This is a genomic window from Lachnospira pectinoschiza, assembly GCF_900103815.1.
GTDB classification, from domain to species: domain Bacteria; phylum Bacillota; class Clostridia; order Lachnospirales; family Lachnospiraceae; genus Lachnospira; species Lachnospira pectinoschiza_B.
In genome coordinates this window covers 175,545-192,093 of sequence record NZ_FNHZ01000005.1, presented here as the reverse complement: position 1 = coordinate 192,093, position 16,549 = coordinate 175,545, and the positions used below count along the sequence as shown (strand labels likewise).

At 35.0% G+C, this 16,549-nt stretch carries 13 protein-coding genes and 1 rRNA gene; 2 read left to right on the top strand and 12 right to left on the bottom strand.

What is annotated here, in order from left to right:
- Positions 1–96, bottom strand: a 16S ribosomal RNA gene (locus BLQ66_RS09060); the annotation flags it as partial.
- A gap of 634 nt (positions 97–730) precedes the next feature.
- On the opposite strand from BLQ66_RS09060, the gene BLQ66_RS09055 reads away from it, so the two are divergent.
- Positions 731–1,189 (top strand): ferritin-like domain-containing protein, encoded by a 459-nt coding sequence (locus BLQ66_RS09055; RefSeq protein ID WP_074521879.1) that lies wholly within the window; start codon positions 731–733, stop codon positions 1,187–1,189.
- A gap of 115 nt (positions 1,190–1,304) precedes the next feature.
- Here the strand turns inward: BLQ66_RS09055 and BLQ66_RS09050 are convergent, their stop codons facing one another.
- The 8 genes from BLQ66_RS09050 to BLQ66_RS09015 form a co-directional block, all read right to left on the bottom strand.
- On the bottom strand, positions 1,305–1,940 hold the full coding sequence (locus BLQ66_RS09050) for a methyl-accepting chemotaxis protein (RefSeq protein ID WP_074521878.1): 636 nt from the start codon (positions 1,938–1,940) through the stop codon (positions 1,305–1,307).
- 28 nt (positions 1,941–1,968) lie between these two features.
- Positions 1,969–3,342 carry a DNA repair protein RadA gene (gene radA, locus BLQ66_RS09045; protein ID WP_074521877.1) on the bottom strand — a complete coding sequence of 458 codons (1,374 nt, stop codon included), beginning with the start codon at positions 3,340–3,342 and terminating at the stop codon, positions 1,969–1,971.
- A gap of 126 nt (positions 3,343–3,468) precedes the next feature.
- Entirely contained in the window at positions 3,469–3,882 is a 414-nt protein-coding gene (locus BLQ66_RS09040; protein WP_074521876.1) for an endosialidase, read from the bottom strand.
- 95 nt (positions 3,883–3,977) lie between these two features.
- A complete protein-coding gene (locus BLQ66_RS09035) occupies positions 3,978–6,443 on the bottom strand; it encodes an ATP-dependent Clp protease ATP-binding subunit (RefSeq protein WP_074521875.1) in 2,466 nt (821 codons plus the stop codon).
- A gap of 145 nt (positions 6,444–6,588) precedes the next feature.
- A complete protein-coding gene (locus BLQ66_RS09030; RefSeq protein ID WP_143452997.1) occupies positions 6,589–8,148 on the bottom strand; it encodes a putative polysaccharide biosynthesis protein in 1,560 nt (519 codons plus the stop codon).
- A gap of 153 nt (positions 8,149–8,301) precedes the next feature.
- Positions 8,302–9,429, bottom strand: a complete 1,128-nt coding sequence (locus BLQ66_RS09025) for a hypothetical protein (RefSeq protein WP_074521873.1) — start codon at positions 9,427–9,429, stop codon at positions 8,302–8,304.
- A gap of 57 nt (positions 9,430–9,486) precedes the next feature.
- Positions 9,487–10,470: a phosphodiester glycosidase family protein gene (locus BLQ66_RS09020; protein WP_074521872.1), complete on the bottom strand. Its 984-nt coding sequence runs from the start codon at positions 10,468–10,470 to the stop codon at positions 9,487–9,489.
- 20 nt (positions 10,471–10,490) lie between these two features.
- Positions 10,491–11,567 carry a bifunctional glycosyltransferase family 2/GtrA family protein gene (locus BLQ66_RS09015; RefSeq protein WP_074521871.1) on the bottom strand — a complete coding sequence of 359 codons (1,077 nt, stop codon included), beginning with the start codon at positions 11,565–11,567 and terminating at the stop codon, positions 10,491–10,493.
- 229 nt (positions 11,568–11,796) lie between these two features.
- On the opposite strand from BLQ66_RS09015, the gene BLQ66_RS09010 reads away from it, so the two are divergent.
- Positions 11,797–12,657 carry a prephenate dehydrogenase gene (locus tag BLQ66_RS09010; RefSeq protein ID WP_074521870.1) on the top strand — a complete coding sequence of 287 codons (861 nt, stop codon included), beginning with the start codon at positions 11,797–11,799 and terminating at the stop codon, positions 12,655–12,657.
- Between the two features lie 133 nt (positions 12,658–12,790).
- On the opposite strand, the gene BLQ66_RS09005 is transcribed toward BLQ66_RS09010, so the two are convergent.
- Genes BLQ66_RS09005 through rpoD form a run of 3 tightly spaced genes read right to left on the bottom strand, consistent with a single transcriptional unit; the run spans position 12,791 to position 16,527 of the window.
- Positions 12,791–14,401, bottom strand: a complete 1,611-nt coding sequence (locus tag BLQ66_RS09005; protein ID WP_074521869.1) for a nucleoside kinase — start codon at positions 14,399–14,401, stop codon at positions 12,791–12,793.
- Between the two features lie 44 nt (positions 14,402–14,445).
- On the bottom strand, positions 14,446–15,162 hold the full coding sequence (locus BLQ66_RS09000; protein WP_074521868.1) for a class I SAM-dependent methyltransferase: 717 nt from the start codon (positions 15,160–15,162) through the stop codon (positions 14,446–14,448).
- A 30-nt stretch (positions 15,163–15,192) separates the two neighbouring features.
- Positions 15,193–16,527: an RNA polymerase sigma factor RpoD gene (rpoD, locus tag BLQ66_RS08995; RefSeq protein ID WP_074521867.1), complete on the bottom strand. Its 1,335-nt coding sequence runs from the start codon at positions 16,525–16,527 to the stop codon at positions 15,193–15,195.
- Positions 16,528–16,549 lie beyond the last annotated feature (22 nt).

Sequence of the window (16,549 nt, the reverse complement as noted above, 5' to 3'; positions counted from 1 at the left end):
ATCCCGAAGGAATCGTGATAAGTTGCTTCGTTCGACTTGCATGTGTTAAGCACGCCGCCAGCGTTCATCCTGAGCCAGGATCAAACTCTCATAAAAAGTTTTACCTTAGCTTAGTTCTGAACGAACTAGCTTAATAGTTTCGTTTCCGTTTAACATTACTGTTATTAAGGATAATCATTTCAAAACAAAATTTGTTTTACGATTGATTACTCGCTTGAATATTTCAAAGAATTTTCAAGGTTGTCATTCTGTTCAGTTGTCAAGGTTCTTATCTTCAAAGCCTTGTGTTTACTGGCTTTGTTGATGTTTTGTCGTTGCTGTATCGCAGCGACTTGTATATATTATCATTTAGATTACTTTTTGTCAACAGTAAATACGCATTTTTTCTGTATTTTTTTAATGTTTATTCTATACTTAGTCATAGTGTTCTTTGTATTCTTGTTGATCTTTATACATAAATCGTAAACTTTCGTAATTATTATAGTAAAATTAATAAGGTGCATTTTCAAATATAGGCTTAAATGCTCACTTTAACACGCTATAAATTGTGTACAATTAATTATGTATTTTTTCTAAACTTATTATCTAATTCTAACAAATATATAAAAATTATGCTCACAGTATAGATATTGGGGATTCTTTATATTATAATATAGATACATTTTTCGGAAAACTAAATAAATATAAAACAATACTAGTTAATAATTATTTGACACTTAGGAGGTAAATTATGGCAAATAAGGAACAAACAATTAAGTATTTACAGGCAATCGTAACAGGTTTATCACAGCAGGCTCTAGGACATGATATTCAGTCTAAGATTTTTGATAGCAAGGGCTTTAAAAAATTAGCTGAAAAATACGCTGAGCATGCAGTAGAAGAAAGAGGATATGTAGATCAGTGTATTGATAGAATCCTTGACTTAGGCGGCGAAGTTAAGAATGAAGCTAAGCCAGAAGCTAAGGTTTGCACTAATCCTATTGATTGGATTAAGTATGACTTACAGGTATCAATTGATGGCCTTAAGTTCTTAGAGGAAGTATTAGAGGCAACTAAGGGTGACTATACTACATATGATATTTTAAAGGATTATTATAAAGACGAAGAAGAAGATATGTACTGGGCTGAGCAGCAGTTAGAATTAATTGAATGCATCGGCACTCAGAACTGGATTATTAATCAGATCTAATCATATAAAAACCATATATAACAACATTTTATACTAAATGCAAAAATAGAGAAGGCAACTAAGCCTTCTCTATTTTTATAAGTATGATCATTTAAATTGTAACAAGCATATTTAACTACATTAATGCATTCTTTGCCTTATCAGTGATTTCTCTCTGGTAGGCGATTTCATTTTCAATATTTCTTGCTTCATTATTAGCAACATATGCTGCGTCTACTACTTTATTTAAAACTTGACCAATCTGGTCTGCCTTATCTTTTTGTACAGTTGAATTATCATATATGGTTGTCATTGATGTTACTGTTTCAGAAACGGATAACTGTACCTGTGCAATGGTATCAGTAATTTCCTTTGAAGATTTAGCTGATTGTGCTGCAAGATCACGTACTTGTCCAGCTACAACTGCAAAGCCCTTACCTTGTTCACCTGCTCTTGCAGCCTCAATTGAGGCATTTAGTGAAAGGATATTAGTCTTTTTAGAAATTGATCCAATTACTGCAGCAAATTCTTCGATTTTCTTTGAAAGTTCCTCTAGCTCTTTAATCTTTGCTGAAGATTCCTCTACTACTGCATTTAAAATTTCGATAAGTTTTAAAATTTCTTCTACACTTGCAATACTTTCTTTCACAAGATTCAAAGATGTATCAGAAGAATTAATAACATCAAAGGCATGTTTTTCAAGTCGCTCCTGGGAATCATCTAAGCCTGTTAGTATCTCTGATAAACTACTTACAAGTAATTCATTATCCATGTGAGCCCTCCATATATTTTATTATTAGCTACAATAACTTAATAGCTTCGTTCACGTTTCGTACTCCTATTAAATTTATTCTATCACTATTTTTAATATTTTTCAAGCAAACTTGTGGAAGAATCACATTTTCAAAGCCAAGCTTAATTGCCTCATTGATTCTTTGCTGGACCTGAGACACGGCGCGGACTTCACCAGATAATCCAACCTCACCAAATATCACGGTTTTAGAGTCTACCACCTTATTCTTAAAGGAACTTACCAAAGCTAGTACAAGACCTAGGTCAAGGGCCGGCTCGTTTACCTTAATGCCACCGGCGATATTTACATAGGCATCGCTGCCTGCAAGGTGAATTCCTGCTCGCTTTTCAAGCACTGCCATAAGAAGATTAACTCTGTTGTAGTCCATACCTGCGGCAGTTCTTCTTGCCATTCCAAAATTAGAATCACAAACTAGAGCCTGAATTTCCACCATAAGTGGGCGAGTTCCCTCAACTAAACATACAACAACAGATCCTGAAGAATCCTTAGGTCTGCCATCTAGCATATATTCTGAAGGGTCAGCCACTTCTACTAGGCCTTTTTCCTGCATTTCAAAGACGCCGATTTCGTTTGTGGAACCAAATCTATTCTTTACTCCTCGTAAAATTCTATAGGATGCAAATCTATCGCCTTCAAAGTAAAGCACTGTATCCACCATGTGTTCAAGCATTCTAGGACCAGCAACTACGCCTTCCTTTGTAACATGACCAACGATAAAGATTGTGATATTTAGACCCTTAGCGATTTGTAAAAATGTAGCTGTGGACTCTCTTACCTGTGAAACGCTACCAGGTGCTGCCGAAACGTCTTCTTTAAACATAGTCTGAATGGAATCTATGACTACGATTTTTGGCTTAACTTCGTTTAGTACATTTTCAATGATTTCAAGATTAGTTTCGCAAAGAAGTGATAACTTCTCGTTTACTGTGCCAATTCTATCTGCTCTAAGTTTAATCTGCTTTAGAGACTCTTCGCCTGAGATATATAAAACGTCTTCGCCTTTATTTGCCAGCTTAAAGCACATTTGCAAAAGAAGAGTAGACTTTCCGATACCAGGATCACCACCTACAAGGCATAAAGAACCCTGTACGATTCCGCCACCAAGAACTCTATCAAGTTCCTTTATATCAGTTTTTATTCTATCTTTTTCTTCTAGGGAAATATCATTTAAATTGACAGGCTTTGCCTCTTGATTTGATAGACTAAGTGTCTTTGTTACGCCTTTAGTCTTAGTTTTTGTTGCAATTGGTTCCTCGACAAGTGTGTTCCAGGATTTACAGGAAGGACACTGTCCGTACCATTTAGAAAATTCATTACCGCATTCCTTGCAGAAAAATGCAGTGGTTTTTGCTTTTGCCATCTTACCTCCATTTTTTAAAGGCAGTCTTAAAGCTAGATGGACTAGCTAATTAAAACTGCCTTAAATTACATTATTTAATTATACCTATTCAATTAATGAAAATTGAATCTCAAATATTAAATTGAATTAAGCCTTAGCAATCTCTACTAACACAGGAGCTTCATCTACAAACTCCACTGATAATACGAGCTTTCCGCCCATATTAGTCTTCATGCATCCTGCGTCTTTGCCATTTACTTTAATATCGTAGGAAGAACCTTCTTCAAGTTCAAGTGTAATCTGTGCATCCTCTGCTCCTTCTACCTTAAACTCAACACCACCTTCTGTAACCTTAAAATTGTTAACAGCAGTTCCTGGTACTGACTCAAACACAAATGAGCCATTACGTTCTAACTTAGTTATCTCATTAAATGTCTTAACCTTATAAGTATCGCCTAAATGCTCAAAATCTGATAGTTTAGATTTAGTATCTAACTTATAGTTACCAAAACTTAGAGAACCATCACTCTCTGAACGAAGTAATTCATTAACAACTGACATTTAATTGTCCTCCTATATTTCTTTATATGATAATTATACAATAATCAATAGCTTAATTCTATATAATTATATTTAATATTAAGCAAAAATATCGATTATTTATTCTTTCCCCTCTTTAAGCTAAAGTTAAGCTTATCTTCTTTAACTGTAACCTTAACCTTATTGCCATAAGAAATCTTTCCTTCAAGTATTCTTTCTGCTAATTCGTCTTCAATTTCATTTTGAATTGTACGACGAAGTGGACGTGCACCATATTTCTGGTCGTAGCCCTTATTAGCAAGCCACTGTCTAGCTTCATCATCTAGCTCAATAGATAATTTCATCTGTTCCATAATTCGCTTGTTAAGACTATTAATTAAAATGTCAACAATCTCACCAATCTGTTCCTTTTGTAACATATGGAATACGATAATGTCATCTATTCTGTTTAAGAATTCAGGTCTGAATAGACGCTTAACTTCGTCCATTACCTTGCCCTTCATTCTATCGTGGTCTTCTTCCTTAGTTGTGCCAGAATTAAAGCCTAAGTTCTTAGGTTCAACAATATTCTCAGCACCAGCATTACTTGTCATGATAATGATTGTATTCTTAAAATCTACCATACGTCCGGTAGAATCTGTAATATGTCCATCATCTAAAACCTGTAATAAGACGTTAAAAACATCTGGATGAGCCTTTTCAATTTCATCAAAAAGAATTACTGAATAAGGATTTCTTCTAACCTTCTCACTTAACTGACCGCCTTCATCGTATCCTACGTATCCTGGAGGTGAGCCAATAAGCTTAGAGACTGTATGCTTTTCCATGTATTCAGACATATCAACTCTAATTAAAGAATTCTCTGTTCCAAACATTGTCTCTGCAAGGGCCTTTGAAAGTTCTGTCTTACCAACACCAGTTGGACCAAGGAAAAGGAAGGAACCAATTGGTCTGTTAGGATCTTTAAGTCCTACTCTACCTCTTCTAATAGCCTTAGATATTGCCTTAACAGCTTCATCCTGACCTATTACTCTATTGTGAAGTGTTTCCTCAAGTTTCATAAGCTTTTCAGATTCAGCTTCAGCAATCTTAGATACTGGAATCTTTGTCTGACTTGCTACTACCTGAGCAATTTCTTCCTCATCAACTACTAACTCGTTGGCCTTTAAATCTTCTTGCCACTGCTTAGTTAATTTTTCTAGCTTATCTTTCTTTCTCTTTTGAGACTTCTTTATCTGGCTAGCTTCTTCATAAGCTTCGCTCTTAATAGCCTCTTCCTTCTTAATAGATAATTCTTTAATTTCAGTTTCAAGCTTCTTAATGTCCTTTGGCATTACATAGGCATCAAGTCTTGTCTTTGAACTTGCCTCATCTATTAAGTCAATTGCCTTATCTGGTAAGAATCTATCATTTAAATATCTGCTTGATAACTTAACAGCTGCTGTAACTGCTGCATCTGTAATTGTTACTTTGTGATGCTCTTCATACTTAGGTCTTAAACCTTCTAGAATCTTACAAGCCTCTTCTTCAGATGGTTCCTCAACCTTTACAGGCTGGAATCTTCTCTCTAGGGCTGCATCTTTTTCAATGTGCTTTCTGTACTCCTCAAGAGTTGTAGCACCAATTAACTGAATTTCTCCACGGGCAAGGGATGGTTTTAAAATGTTAGAAGCATCGATAGCTCCTTCTGCACCACCTGCGCCAATAATTGTATGAAGCTCATCAAGGAATAAAAGTACATTACCATCGGCCTTAACCTCAGCAATTACTCTCTTAATTCTTTCCTCAAATTCACCTCTATACTTAGAACCAGCTACCATACCTGATAAATCAAGAGTTAAAAGTCGCTTATCCTTAATTGTCTCAGGAACATTTCCCTCAACAATTCTAGCAGCTAAGCCTTCAACGATAGCTGTCTTACCAACACCTGGTTCACCTATTAAACAAGGGTTATTCTTAGTTCTTCTTGAAAGAATCTGAATAACTCTTTGAATTTCATCATTACGTCCAATTACTGGATCTAGCTTTCCATCCTGGGCAAGTCTTGTTAAATCTCTTGAGTACTGATCAAGAGTTGCTGTCTGGCTCTTCTTATTAGAGGCCTTTGATCTCTGACCTGGTAACTCATCCTTGTATCTATTAACATCAATTCCCATAGATGAAAGTGTCTCTGCATAAATCTTCTTAATAGAAGCTCCAATTGTATTAATAAGTCTTGCTGCAACACAATCTGACTCTTTTAAAAGAGCTATTAAAATGTGCTCAGTTCCAATTAAATCTGCTCTAAATTTACTTGCTTCGTTGCTAGCATTTTCTAAAATTCTTCTAACTCTAGGTGTATGCCCTGCAGGCTCTTTAACATTTACTATACTGTCAGGAGCGATCAATTGATTAACTAGGTTAATGATTTTTTCTTCTGTTACATCATTATTAGTTAATACAGATGAGGCAACACCACCCTCAGCCTTTAAAAGGCCTATAAGAAGGTGTTCTGAACCAACATAGCCATGACCTAAAATTGCTGCCATTTCTGAAGCATATTGTAATGTTTCTTTAGCTTTTTCAGTATATCTGCTCTGCATATTCGTTCCTTTCCCTAATATTTATTTGTCGTATATTTTCAAACAAAATAAATTGTCGAATTTATGTTTAAAACAACTAAAGTTATTATATCACGTCAAGGACTAAATCCCAACATAGAATAAATTAAATAATCATTAAATCAGATTATAAATTGCTGTGCTTTGTTAATAAATAATAAGGTCCAAAGTAAGTAATTGCAGCCACAACTAAAGCAAAGAACATTGAAACAATGTTAGACTCTGTAAGAATAAGTAAGCCATTATAAACTACGGCTATACAAATTCCCATAATAACTGCACTAATTAGTGGCTTTAGAACTATTTTCTTAATTGAAAATCTATAATTTATCTCCTGATATAAAGTCTTTAGGTTAAGGATAAATACTACTAATGGGAATAGAGTACTTCCTATTACAAGTCCGTAAATTCCAAGAGATGTGAATCTAAGCATGAAATAAACTAGCACTATATGAATTACAAGTGAAGTAGCTGAGTGATAAACTGGCATTTTCATCTTGTCAATTGCCTGAAGCGCTGAACTTGTTACTGTTGATAGAGTAAAGAAAACTACAGATACAGCACCAATCTTTAACATTGTTGCACCTTCTGCACTATTGTAAGCAGAGAATAAAATCTTAATAATTCCCTGACCTAATACTGTTAAACCAATAAATGAAGGGATTGCAATAAATAGATTAGTCTTAATTGTCTTAGTTAACTTTGTTTTAACTCCATCTATATCTTTTTCTGTGAAAGATGTAACCATTGCAGGTAGCATAGAAGCTGACATAGCTGAGGCTACACCCTGTGGAATTCCGATAAGTAAAATAAAGCATGAACTATAAGTTCCTAAATCTATAGTTACGCTATCAATTACTGTACTTGATAAATTACTAAATAAAATATCATCAAAAACGGAACTTATCTGATAGAAAGTCTGGCCTAAAATAATTGGAATCATTGTTGTAATAATGATTTTATACATATTTGAAGCCGGTACTCTATCAACTTTTGTATCCTTTCTTAGCAGTTTCTTAAACTGTGGTTTATAAACAAAGTAAAGGAAAACCATAAAAATAAGTGCTGAAAGGGCACCTAGGGCTGTACCTAGAGTTGAACCTGCTGCACCATAAGCAGATTGATTAGCAGACTCTTTAAAGGCCTGCATAAGAATATAGCCTGCGCCAATACTTACGATTGCATTAACAATCTGCTCAATAATCTGTGAAACTGCTGTTGGAATCATTGTTCCCTGACCCTGGAAGAAACCTCTAATTACGCCAAGCACTGCTACAAGGAAAATTGTTGGTGCTAAAATTCTTAGAGGAATTGCAAGACCTGGTGTGTTTCCGGAATAGATTACATTTTCAATAAAATCTGCTCCAAAGAATACTAAGGCAGCTGCAATGCCACCTGTTACAATTCCAATTGTGAGGGAATATTTAAATACTCTTTTGGCATTCTTATACTTACCTTCTGCAAATCTTTGAGAAACCAGTTTAGATACTGCCATTGGCAAACCATAAGAGGATAAAACTAGCATAATATTATAGACATTAAAAGCAATGCCATAAATACCATTACCTTCGCTGCCTATAATATTAACTACTGGAATTCTATAAAGCATTCCGATTATTCTAACTATAATACCTGCCATGGCTAAAATTCCGCCATGGATCAAAAAATTATTTTTCTTTTTTTCCATAACTCGTATATTACTTCCTTAATTTTCTTATCTAAACGCATCTGAAACTATCCCAATTTCAGACGCCTGCCCTATAGAATAACACATTTAAGGTAATTAATTAATACGTTTCACAAAATTTTAATATAATAAAGCTTAGCTTTGACAAATGTATTATAAAACGGAAAGATCTGCTACCTTCCAGCTTCCATTAACATTTACAAATGTATATCTGTAGTTAGTGTCATAGCTCTTCTCTCCGTCTCCCCAATTAACATATAAAACGCAGGAAACATCAATAGAATAGCAATCGCTAGAATATACTCTAAAGTTACTTGTAGCCATATCTCTAAATTCATAGCTAAACTTTTTACCAACCAAGAAGGCCCAAACTGCTGGGATATTTGCAACATAAGTCTTTGCCTTTCCTAGCATGTGACTTGAAAGTGTCTCAAGGCTGCCGCGGTTGATGATATATTTTCCATAGCACTCTAAAACTTCCATAGCATTAGCAGAAGCTGTTTCATACATAGAATCTACTGAAGGATAAAGGGCTGTTAAGTTGTTGTCACTAGTCTCGTATTCAAGCTCGTAGCCTTCATAATTTACTGTAAGTTCTGGCATTAAGTTAAGGCCTGTAACTGTATAAACTTCCTCTGTAGGAGTTGTCACATATTTTGATACATTAAGGCATGGTTCAAACTCGACTCCTGTAGAAGTTTTGTAAGAATCAGACACTTCAATACCATTAAGATAAACTGTGCTATTAGTTGGAACTGTAATGTTTAATTCATCTGAGCCTGCTACTGCTGCAAATGTTACATCCTCTAATTTCCAATTTCTAAAAAAGCCTGATTTCTTGCTTTCCTTTTTTAGGCTAATTGTGCATAGATCCTCATCTCCTGCAGATACAGTATATACAGGATTTGAGGCACTATATTCTCCGAGTTTCTTTGAATAGCTAAGTTCATTTTCACCAATCTTTTCCTTAAGCTTTGTGGAAATGTAGGCGCTATCTTCAAATTCATTATATTCAATATTGGCATCCTCTATAATGGATTCTAGCTTTGAAGTCTTCATATCTGCTAGAATTTTGTCCATCTTATTAGCTGGAATGCTGCTTTCATAGTCCTTTAAAAAGAAGAATAAAAGGATAAGCAAAAATACGCCAATCGCTCCAAGTACTATTGAATAAATAGCTAAAAATTTCTTAAAGCTAATGCCCTTAGTTTTCTTCTTTCTAACGATTCTCTTTCTTTTAACCGCTGTTTTTTCTTTCTTATTATCTAAAACGTTATCCATAGATTACTCCTCATTAAATGTCTGTTTTGTACAAAATGTCTTATTTGTTCAAATGTCCTATTTAATCAAAAATGCTGTTGGACAAGTTCTTGGTCCTGTTGGTGAATATGGGTTATTAATAACTTCACCGTTATAGTACATCTGAGTTGAAGTTCCTCCATCCATAACAGAAGCATTAACTGCGCCATACTCTGCCATAATGTCCTGAAGGTCTGCAAAGGATGCACCCATACCTGTAATTTGTCTTCCATCGCAAACAAGAAGTAATATTTTTCCATCTGCTGTTTGACCAATGGCAGTTCTTGGATTAAGTCCGCCACCAGTTCCTGAAACATCCTGCATCTCGCCATTTACAATTAAGAAAGGTCCAATAAGATTAGAAACGCTTACGCAGTCTCTAATGCCAAGTTCCTTAGCTCTTGCCATAGTCATATTTCCAATAACTAACTTATTGTCATTAGAAATTCCAGTTACATGATATGTTTCATCTTCATTGCCATTTAAGACCTCGCCATTTACCATAACAAGGCCTACTGGCATAGCTGTATAAGTTGTAACGCCATCTACAAATTCGCCACCGTTGATTCCTGCAACTGCGCCATATCTTTCGGCCATGCTTGCAACTACCTCGCCTTCGCCCTCATGAAAGCTCTCAACAGTTCCTACAAATAATCTGCTTGGATCATCAATAATCATAAGCTTACCCTTAAAAGAGCTACCCTTAATATCGATAACTTCGATATTGTCTGAACTTGTTGCTGTATCAGTAGATACAAGACTTGTGTTAGTAACCTCAGTTGTGTCTTTAATACTATTTTCAGCTTCAATTCTATTAATCTCCTCATTGGATACAAAAAGATTTGCTAAAAAGCCAATAGCTGAAGTTTCTCTAACAGATAAAACAAACTGTGTCTTAGCTGTCTTTGATGGACCAAAGACTAACATAGCCATTACCCCGTATAAAAAGCAAACAAAAATTGCAATAGTAACTAATAGAGTAATTAATACTCTAGATACATTTTTTAAAACCTTTTTAGTCATTTAAACACTCCCCTTAAATCCTATTTAAACACCCATTTCTTTTGTATATTGTAACTTGCAAAAAAGAGACATAAGTCAACTATAATTTTGCATAGGGCTGTTAATTGTAAATTTAGACCTAGTAGCCATGTAAATAAATCTACTAGTAGGAAGGAACAAAGCATTATTCCTATCCATAAAATGTAATATTTTATAAAAGTGGTCTTCATAGACCTTTGACTTTTAAAAACCAACTTTGCATTCATCAAATAATTGTAAAAAGAAGACATAATTCTTGCTATTACTGTAGCAAGTAAAATTCTTATATCCCTTGAAACTGCTGCCACAAATATGAATGAAAAAATGTTAAATAACAAGTTATCAATCACCCAAGAACTTATAGAACACAGGGTATATTTAAAAGCAGTTGTTGTAAAAAAATAGGCAAATATTACCTTATAAATCTTAATGGAATCCTTAATTGGATTAAAATGTGACGACTCATTATCATCTATATAGACGGTTTGAATCCCCACCTCCATAAAAGGAATATTATGGCTTTTAAGTGCAAGCAACATATTAGTTTCATACTCATATCTCTCGCCCTTAACCTCTAGCATATCCTTAATAAATTCCCTTGGAATTGCACGAAGGCCTGTTTGAGTATCTGTAATATTAAGCTTACAAAAAGTCTTAAAAATACCACTTGTTAAATTGTTTCCGAACTTACTTCTTGCTGGAATATCATCTCTTGAAAAATCTCTAACACCAAGTATTAGGGACTTGTTAGATATCATGGCTTCACAACATTTTAAAACATCTTCTGCTTTATGCTGGTTGTCTCCATCAACTGTTACCACACCATCGTAATCCGGTCTTTCTTTAAGGAAATATTCAAAAGCCGTCTTTAAGGCTCTTCCCTTTCCTTTATTCACTTCATGTACTAAAACACTGACACCGTCATACTTGGCAGCCTCGTTAAAAGCCATCTTATGACTATCATCGCTTCCATCATCCACCAAAATAATGTCATTAAAGCCTTTTTCCTTAAGGCTTTTAACAACTTCTAATAGTTTCTCGTCTGGATTAAGCGATGGAACTATTACTGAAATCTTCACTTTTTACACCTCTTACCTATCTATCTCTATCCCAAATTTAAAAGTATGCACTTATATAGATACACTTTAAAATGATATAATAATTTATATCCATTTGCAATACGAGTTAGTATATTTCACATATTTTTCAAAAGGTTTTTAGCCAATATACTGTTTACAATTAATGCTTTAAAGTGTTAAAATGTTATAGTAAAAAACGGGATTAACCCAAAATGGAGAATGAGATTTAATGGAAGATGTAAAAGTTGGTTTTATAGGCTTTGGTTTAATTGCAGGCTCAATTGCCCATGCTTTAAAAGAGACAAAAAAGCCTTATACAATAATTGCTACAAGTAGAAGAATTGACCCTATTTTAAAGGCTAAGGAAGATGGCGTTGTAGATACTGCCTGTGAGTGCATTGATGATAATTTTAAGGACTGCGATATTATCATACTTTGTACTCCTGTAGTTACAATTACAAGCTATCTATGTAAATTAAAGTCCATAATTAAGCCGGGCTGCATTATTACTGATGTAGGTAGCGTTAAGACTATAATTCACAAGGAAGTATCAAAGCTAGGTCTTGATAATTGTTTTATCGGCGGACACCCTATGGCAGGTTCCGAAAAGACAGGCTATGAGAATTCCTCATCTGCGATTCTAAATAATGCAAAATATATCATTACACCTACTCCACTAACAACTATGGAGCAGCTAAATTTTTTCCAGGATTTTGTAAGAGATACTACTGCAAAGCCTCTTATTATGGATTACGAAACTCATGATAGAACTGTGGCCGGCATTAGCCACCTACCTCATTTAATTTCAACTGCCCTTGTTAAGGTGGTTTCTGAAAATGATGACCCTGAAGGACATATGCATTGCCTAGCCGCTGGAAGTTTTAGGGATATGTCAAGAGTTGCCGCATCTTCTCCTGAAATGTGGGAGCAGATTTGTATTAGTAACTCCGATGCTATTTCAGGTTTACTTGGCCAGTACATTGATATCTTAAATGAGATAAAGACTAATCTTGATAATAAGACACCAGGCTATGTGGCATCACTTTTTGAAGATTCTAGACATTATAAACTAGATAAAAAGCTAGATTAATTTTAGAATTTAATTAATGTAAAAATAAGACAAAAATAAGAGAGTAACTAGAAGATTTTTAGATTTTCTAATTACTCTCTTTTATTATTATGAATTTTGTTTACTTTTATTATGCCCTAGACTTATACAAAAACTAAACTCTAAAGCAACCGCCACCAACGAATTCTCTTAAGATAGAATTAATTGGCACCATGTCAGCGTTACATGGAAGGAAGTATTCTAAGAACTTAAGCATTCTCTTTGCTTCCTGATATTCTGGGTCGTCTTCTGTAATAGAGAAAAGTAATGGCTCTGCAATAGATTTTAATACGCAAAGCTCATAAGGCATTGCTGAATTAAACATTACATCGGCTTCCTCTTGGAATGGGAAAATATTCTTCTCCTCACCACGTCTAACAGACTCCCACATAGATAGAGTTCTCTTGGCATTAGCCCCTCTAGTTCTATAATCTCTAACCATACGTCTAACTAAACGACCATCCGTTGTAGAAACTCTGTTGTGCTCATCAACATTTAGCTGAGTAAGAGCGCTTATGTAAATCTTAAACTTACTTTCCACAGGAAGTGTGTAAGATAACTTATCATTAAGGCAGTGAATACCCTCAATTACAAGGATATCATCCTTTCCAAGCTTTAACATTTCTCCATTGTATTCCTTTTTACCAGTCTTAAAGTTAAATCTTGGTCTTTCAATTTCCTCGCCATTAAGAAGCTTAGTCATGTGGTCGTTAAAGAGCTTAATGTCAATGGCTTCAAGACATTCAAAGTCATATTCGCCATTTTCATCCACAGGTGTCTCTTCTCTTTCAACAAAGTAATCGTCCACGCCAATAGCATGCGGCTTATAGCCATTTGCCATTAACTGGATGGATAATCTGTGTGAAAATGTAGTCTTGCCGGAAGAACTTGGACCAGCAATCATAACAAACTTAACATCAGGTCTTTTCTTAATCATATTGACAATTTCTACAATCTTTTGCTCCTGAAGTGCTTCCTGTACTAACATAAGGGAAGAAATATCACCATCTCTTATGTGGTCATTAAGGGCACCTACTGTATCAAGATCTAGCATGTGAGCCCACTTTGTAGATTCATCTAATACATTGGCAAGCTTAATCTGAGGTAGGAATTCAGGTACCTTAGTTGGCTCTTCCTTTGTTGGAAGCTGTAAAACAAAGCCATGGGCAAATCTATAGATATCAAAATACTTTAAGATACCTGTAGAATGAGCCATATATCCATAGAAATAATCAATATAGCCATCAAGTTCGTATGTATTAATTACAGAACTTCTACGATAGTTAAATAGACGAACCTTATCAAGCATGCCACGTTCCTTAAAGAGCTTAATAGCATTAGTAGTGCTTAGTGTGTCCTTATTAATTATAAGGTCAGCTTCTACTAGCCTATTCATCTCCTTTTTTAAGTCGTTAATAAACTTCTCTGTGATTTCTAAATTCTTATTAGTATCGCAGAAAAATCCCTTAGATACTGAATATTCAACCTTTACGCCACCAAACTTATTGTCCTTATCGATATTGTGAAATGCAGCAAGCATAAGCATTAAAACACTTCTCTTATAGGTATCAATTCCGATGGATGAATTAGTTGTTATATATTCAATTTTCTCGTCAGTAATTTCTTTATCGTAAATTTCCTTTAACTTACCATTAACCTTCACTAGGATAATAGTGTCTTTTAATTCCTTTTGTTTCTCGTTTACAAGTTCTACCAATGTACTCATAAATAAAACACCTCCACGTTAGTCGTATTTTGAAGCTGAAGTTCTTATTTACTAATCATTTTAAGAGCACTCTCCCTATACTCTTGCTCTTTCTTTAAGTAATCTAGTTTAGCCTTAACACTTAAATTACCCTTTCTTTCTTCATCTTCAAGTTGTCCGCACAATATACCATTATTATACAACTCCTTAGTTAAAAAGTCTTGTAAAACTTTAGTATCTCCAAGATGGAAGTCCTTACCAAAGCGAAGTTCTAAATCGCTTAGATTCATTTTCTCTCCTCTTTTTAGAGTTGCATTAATAATAAAGTAAAATCTTGGGGCCTCAAAAATAACCTTTTCCTTTGTGATTACAAATCCGTTGTCATCTAGATATTTTCTAAATGTGTCTATATCTGATTGTGGACTAAATACAAATTTATTGCCGTCCATTAATTTATCATTACCTGCTATAAGAATATCTCTCATTAGCATTCCGCCCATACCTGTTATGGTTATAGTATCTGCTTCACCTCTAGATAAGGCCTCTAGGCCATTAGAAATTCTTGTAGTGATCTTATCAGATAAATTAAAGCTGGCGATGTGCTCGCCAGCTCTTCTAACAGGTTCTTTTCTAAGATCCATAGCAATAGCCCTACTAGCCCTATTAGTTAAAACTAGATAAATTGGTAAAAATCCGTGGTCGCAACCAATGTCTGCTACTGTATTACATTTTTCCACTGCTTCTGCTACATTTCTTAATCTTTCAGAAATATTAACCTTCATAAAACTCCAATAAAAATTTATAGCTTAAAATTAGTCAAGGTAATCCTTTAACTTTCTACTTCTACTTGGATGTCTAAGCTTTCTTAAAGCCTTAGCTTCAATCTGTCTAATACGCTCTCTTGTTACGTTGAATTCCTTACCAACTTCTTCAAGAGTTCTAGCTCTACCATCATCCATACCGAAACGAAGTCTTAATACCTTCTGCTCTCTTTCTGTTAATGTTCCAAGTACTTCTACAAGCTGTTCCTTAAGAAGTGTTGAAGCTGCTGCCTCAGATGGAACTGGAACATTATCATCCTGAATGAAGTCACCTAAGTGGCTATCTTCCTCTTCACCGATAGGTGTTTCAAGAGAAACTGGCTCCTGACTAATCTTCTGGATTTCACGAACTCTCTCAACTGGTAAGTCCATAACCTCAGCGATTTCTTCTGGGCTTGGTTCTCTACCAAGTTCCTGAAGTAACTGTCTTTGAACTCTTACAAGCTTGTTGATTGTTTCAACCATATGAACAGGAATTCTGATTGTTCTAGCCTGATCAGCAATAGCTCTTGTAATAGCCTGTCTAATCCACCATGTAGCATAAGTTGAGAACTTATAACCCTTAGTATAATCAAACTTTTCAACAGCCTTAATAAGACCTAAGTTACCTTCCTGAATTAAGTCAAGGAACTGCATTCCACGACCAACATATCTCTTAGCAATAGAAACAACGAGACGTAAGTTAGCTTCTGCAAGTCTCTTCTTAGCTTCTTCATCTCCTGCTTCCATTCTCTTAGCATATTCAATTTCTTCATCAGCAGATAAAAGTGATACCTTACCGATTTCCTTAAGGTACATTCTTACAGGATCATCAAGACCGATACCATCTGGTACAGAAAGGTCGATCTTCTCGATATCAATATCATCTTCATCTTCAAGCATGATATCGTCATCATCTTCTTCATCTTCGTTCATCTTAACGTCAATGTTCTTCTTTTCAAGGTATTCAAATACCTTTTCCATTCCTTCAGCTTCAAGCTCGATATCCTGGAAATGAGCGATAATATCCTGATAGTCTAAGACATTCTTTCTCTTCTTTGCAAGGGCAACGATCTCATCAAGCTTTTCAATAAACTTAGCCTGCTGCTCTTCAGCTGAAAGCTTCTTAGCTGGCTCTTCCTTAGTCTCTTCAGCCTTCTTAGACTTCTTTGTAGTCTTCTTAGCTGTAGTGTCCTCTTCCTTTGCAGCCTTCTTAGTTGTTGTCTTAGCTGTAGTCTTCTTTGTAGTTGTCTTCTTTGCTGGCTTTTCGCCTTCTTCTGCCTTAGCCTTCTTCTTTGTTGTCTTTACTTCTTCTTCTAAAATTTCTTCCTTTTTCTTAGTTGCCATGGTATTAAATACCCCTTTCGCT